Source organism: Brevundimonas sp. (assembly GCF_036732845.1).
Taxonomy (GTDB): Bacteria; Pseudomonadota; Alphaproteobacteria; order Caulobacterales; family Caulobacteraceae; genus Brevundimonas.
This window is the reverse complement of sequence record NZ_DAINBO010000074.1, coordinates 1-4561: the sequence shown is the minus strand read 5'-3', so window position 1 is coordinate 4561 and position 4561 is coordinate 1. Positions and strand designations below refer to the sequence as shown.

Sequence of the window (4561 nt, the reverse complement as noted above, 5' to 3'; positions counted from 1 at the left end):
TCGCCCTTCTGCACCGTCTGGACGATGCGGCGATAGTCGTCGATCGGCAGGCCGGCCTCGGTGGCCACGGCGGCGATGTCGCCGCGAATGGTTCCGACCTGGGTCGCTTCCTTTTCGCTGAACTTGGTCCAGCGCACGCCCATTTCCTTGACCCGCTCCGACCAGGTCGGGTCCAGTTCGGCGCCGAAATAGGCCTTCAGGAACTCGGGCCGCGAAATGCCGTAGCTGTCGGCCAGGCGCAGCAGACGGCCTTCCAGACCGATCAGCCGCTTGTTGATGGCGTAGAGCTGCTCGACCAGGGCTTCGATGCGGTTGTTGTTCAGCTTCAGCGTCTTCAGACGATCCGAGATCGCCGTGGTCAGGACGTCATAGGCCTTCTGGTCCTTGGCGCTCAGCGCTTCGCCGCGCAAACGGGCCTCGACCAGCTTGTCCTGCAGTTTGCGGAAGGCGCCGAAATCGGCGGCCACGGCGTCCAGCACCTCCATGACGCCGTCGCGCAGCTCGGCCTCCAGGGCCGAGATCGACAGGCCGCCGCCGTCGTCGAAATCATCGTCGTCGTCATCTTCGCCTTCCGGCTTCTCGCCTTCGGCGGCCGCCTCTTCCTCGGCGGGTTCCTCTTCGCCGTCGGCGGCGGTGGCCGCGCCGGGCACGGCCGAGGGGTTCAGCACCGCATAGGTGGCGTCCAGGTCGATGACCTCGCGCAGCAGGATGCGGTTGTTGGCCAGTTCGTCGCGCCACACCATGATGGCCTCGAACGTCAGGGCGCTTTCGCACAGGCCCGAGATCATGGCGTCGCGGCCCGCCTCGATGCGCTTGGCGATGGCGATCTCGCCCTCGCGGCTCAGCAGCTCGACCGAACCCATTTCGCGCAGATACATGCGCACCGGGTCGTCGGTGCGGTCATAGGCGGCCTTGGCCGGGGTCTCGGCGATGGAGGTTTCGGCCGGATTGGCGACCTCGCCGCCCTCTCCGTCCTTCTGTTCGGCGTCTTCTTCCGCCTCGACGACGTTGACGCCCATCTCGGACAGCATGGCCAGGGTGTCCTCGATCTGGTCGGGGGTCACCTCTTCGGACGGCAGGACCTTGTTCAGCTCCTCCATCGTCACATAGCCGCGGGTCTTGGCCTGTTTGATGAATTTCTTGACGCCGGCGTCCGTCAGATCAAGCAGGGGACCGTCGGTGTTGACTTCGGCGTCCTGCTGTTCGGTCTGAGCGCTCATTCGATGGTCTCCAGCGGGGCGGCCCGCCTAAATTTAGCAAACGCGCCTCACAGCCGAAGGTTACGGCCGCGTCGACGCTTTCTGACGGTCCCGGACGTGGTCGCACGGCAAGACGCGCCCCGTTCGGCCTTCAGCCGAGGGAGCGTCTCATCTCGCCCCGACGCAACACGCGCCGAAGCCAAGGCGTTCACCGAACCCGCGACGCGGGCAGGGCGTCGAACGCCTGCGACCACCGGATCCCCGCCTCGCCGAGGGGCTTGTCTACAGCCAGGAATGGCGCTTCGGACTTAGCCGCCGCCTTCTCGACCTCGCGCATCTAAGGCATCGTGACCCGTGCGCGCCAGATGGCGACGCCAGGCCGCCCTGTCAAGCGTTCAGGTCGCTTTAGGTCCGTGCACGGCGGCGATTCAGTGCACGGCGGCCGACGCCCAGATCTCTCCGCTGGCCAGCGCCCTGTTCAGGCCGTCGCGTTGCGACTTCAGATTGCTGAACGTGCCGGCGTCATAGTCGTCGCCCTGTTTCAACTCATCCAGCGCCCGGCTCAGCGCCATGGCCTCCAGCAGGACATCGATCGCTCGGGTCAGGTCTTCCTGGGCCTTCTGCGCGGTGACCGTCGCGTCGAGGAAGGGCGCGTGCGAGATCTTCGCGGTGCGGTCGATCCGTCGCAACGCGTCCTCGTGGCCCAAGGCCCTCAGGCGCGCGCGCAGCAGGCCCTCGCCATAGGCCTCGACCTCGCCGGTGATCCGAACCAGGTCGGCCACCAGACGATCCAGCCCGGGGTCGCCGAACGCCTGGGCGGTCAGCAGTTCAGCCCGCTCCTGAACGACATCAGGATGAGAGATCAGCCCGTCCAGGATCGCCGACGTCAGGGGTTTGGGCGACTGGGCCAAGGCGGTCGCGGCCGCCCGCGCCTCGGGCGTGACGTCCATGATCGGCGCGGCCTTGCGCGCCTGTCGGTCACGATAGATGGCCCGATGGGCGTCCCGCATCTGGGCCTTGGACGGCCGCACCTTCTGGTAATAGGCGCCGACCAGATAATCCTTGTAGGCCCGCGCCAGGTCCGGGTCCGTGATGATCGCGGCGCATTTGCGCAGCCGCGCCAACAGGATCGCCTCCTTCTCGGGGGTGCCCAGAGGGCCGACCGCCTCGGACTCCTTCTCGAACACCATCCGGGACAGGGGCGTGGTCTGCCTCAGGGCCTCGCGCAGGTTCGGGCCGCCCTTTTCCCGATACATGTCGTCGGGGTCCATGCCGCCGGGCAGGCTGACGAATTGCAGGCTGCGGTCCGGCTTGATCAGCGGCAAGGCCCGCTCCACCGCCCGGAAGGCCGCCCGCCGCCCGGCCGCGTCGCCGTCGAAACACAGCACCGGCTCAGACGAAATGCGCCACAGCCCGGCCATCTGCTCTTCGGTCAGGGCCGTGCCCATCGGCGCCACGGCCGGCACGTCGGCGCGCTGGCAGGCGATGACGTCCATATAGCCTTCGACCACCACGACGGCCTGGTCGGACCTGGACTCCGCCCCCAGCAGCCGCCGCGCCTCGGTCAGGCCGTACAGGGTCGCCCCCTTGTGAAACAGCGGGCTTTCCGGCCCGTTCAGATATTTGGCCCGGTCGTCGGGGTTCATGGCCCGGCCGCCGAAACTGACCAGCCGTCCGCGCCCGTCCAGAATCGGGAACATCAGTCGGTCGCGGAACCGGTCATAGGGCGCCCCGCCCCCCTCCGGCGCGATCAACAACCCCGCCTCGACCAGATCGCCCGGCCGCGCCCCGCGCTGGACCAGGGCCTGTTTCAGCCCCTCGCGGTCGTTGGGCGCATAGCCCAGGCCGAACCGCTCCCACTGATCCTCGGGCAGGCCGCGCTTCTCCAGATAGTCGCGCGTCGCCTTGCCGGTCTGGCGGCGCAGATTGGCCGCGAACCATTTCTGGGCCAGGTCCATCCATTCCGACAGACCCTTGCGCTTCTCCTCGCGCTCGGCCGCCATGGGGTCTTCGGCCGGCAGGGCCATGCCCGCCTCGGCCGCCAGCCGCGCCACCGCCTCGACGAAGCTCAGCCGCTCGGTCTCTTGCAGGAAGCTGATGACGTCGCCGTGCTTGCCAGAGCTGAAGTCGTGGAAGAAACCCTTGTCGTCATTGACGAAGAAGCTGGGCGACTTCTCCTTGGTGAAGGGCGACAGGCCGACGTATTCGCGCCCCTGACGCTTGAGCTTCACCGACCGTCCGATCACGTCGGACGGGCGAAGGCGCGCCTTCAGCTCCTCGATATATCGCTCGTCAAATCGCACCGCCGATGCATAGCCTTCGAGCCGGTCGAACGCGACCGCCGTTTATGTTTTGGTAACCAATATGGCGGGGAAACCCGCCGAACCGTCTGGGTTCAAACATTTTTCCGGCGCTTTGGGAAACTATCCACAGAGGCTGTGGGCAACCCCCGCCGATGTCGGGCGCAGAAGCGCCGCCCCCTCTTTCCACGAGACGTTCATGTTCATCGCCATCGCCCGTCCGGCGGTGGAGCCGGTCGGTCCCGACGCCGTCGCCGTGCCCGGCTCTCCCGCCATCGCCTTCGCCTCGCCGCGCGCTCTGCACGCCCGCCTGTTGGAGAACGCCGCCCAGCGCCGCCTGCGCGGGCTGGAGCGGAAACGCTCGAACCGGCTGGAAGACGCCGACTACTGGCTGCACGCCGCCCCGGTGGCGGTGAGGAAGGCCTGCGCCCTGCGCGCCGAAATGCGCTTCGCGCCCCTGCCCTAGACCGAAACCGGTTGCGTTGGACGCCGTCCAACGCCGCTCAGATTTCGGTCCAGCGTCTGGCCTTAGGCCATCATCGCCGCGAAGCGGTCGAACAGATACAGGCTGTCAGTCGGTCCCGGCGACGCCTCGGGGTGGTGCTGGACGCTGAACACCGGCCGGTCCTTCAGGGCGATGCCGCAGTTGGTGCCGTCGAACAGGCTGACGTGGGTTTCCTCGACGGCGTCGGGCAGGCTGTCGCGGTCCACGGTGAAGCCGTGGTTCATCGACACGATCTCGACCTTGCCGGTGGTCAGGTCCTTGACCGGATGGTTGGCGCCGTGGTGGCCCTGATCCATCTTCACGGTCTGGGCGCCCAGGGCCAGGGCCAGCATCTGATGGCCCAGGCAGATGCCCATCAGGGGCTTGCCGCTGGCGACCAGCTTCTTGATCTCGGGCACGGCATAGGCGCCGGTCGCGGCCGGATCGCCCGGCCCGTTCGACAGAACCACGCCGTCGGGATCGCGGGCCAGGATGTCCTCGGCCGTGGTCGTGGCCGGGACCACGGTGATCTTGGCGCCGGTCGAGGCCAGGGCGCGCAGGATGTTGCGCTTGACGCC

At 67.7% G+C, this 4561-nt stretch carries 4 protein-coding genes; 1 reads left to right on the top strand and 3 read right to left on the bottom strand.

The genetic code is table 11. The features are described from left to right. Together V7D63_RS13165 and dnaG are read right to left on the bottom strand one after the other, a co-directional pair. Nucleotides 1-1220: RNA polymerase sigma factor region1.1 domain-containing protein (locus tag V7D63_RS13165; protein ID WP_333592731.1), on the bottom strand; the 1220-nt coding region annotated here is incomplete at its 3' end. A 407-nt stretch (nt 1221-1627) separates the two neighbouring features. After that, nucleotides 1628-3502, bottom strand: a complete 1875-nt coding sequence (dnaG, locus tag V7D63_RS13160; RefSeq protein ID WP_333592730.1) for a DNA primase — start codon at nt 3500-3502, stop codon at nt 1628-1630. Nucleotides 3503-3698: 196 nt separating this feature from the next. Here dnaG and V7D63_RS13155 point away from each other — a divergent pair, with 196 nt between their 5' ends. Next, nucleotides 3699-3965, top strand: a complete 267-nt coding sequence (locus V7D63_RS13155) for a hypothetical protein (protein ID WP_333592729.1) — start codon at nt 3699-3701, stop codon at nt 3963-3965. Nucleotides 3966-4027: 62 nt separating this feature from the next. On the opposite strand, the gene V7D63_RS13150 is transcribed toward V7D63_RS13155, so the two are convergent. Further along, nucleotides 4028-4561, bottom strand: a 534-nt coding sequence (locus V7D63_RS13150) for a carbamoyl phosphate synthase small subunit (protein WP_333592728.1), incomplete at its 5' end; no start/stop codon positions are given.

Excerpts from the sequence above, each read along its gene's own strand:
- V7D63_RS13155 (WP_333592729.1), top strand. The coding sequence starts at position 3,699 with ATGTTCATCGCCATCGCCCGTCCGGCGGTGGAGCCGGTCGGTCCCGAC.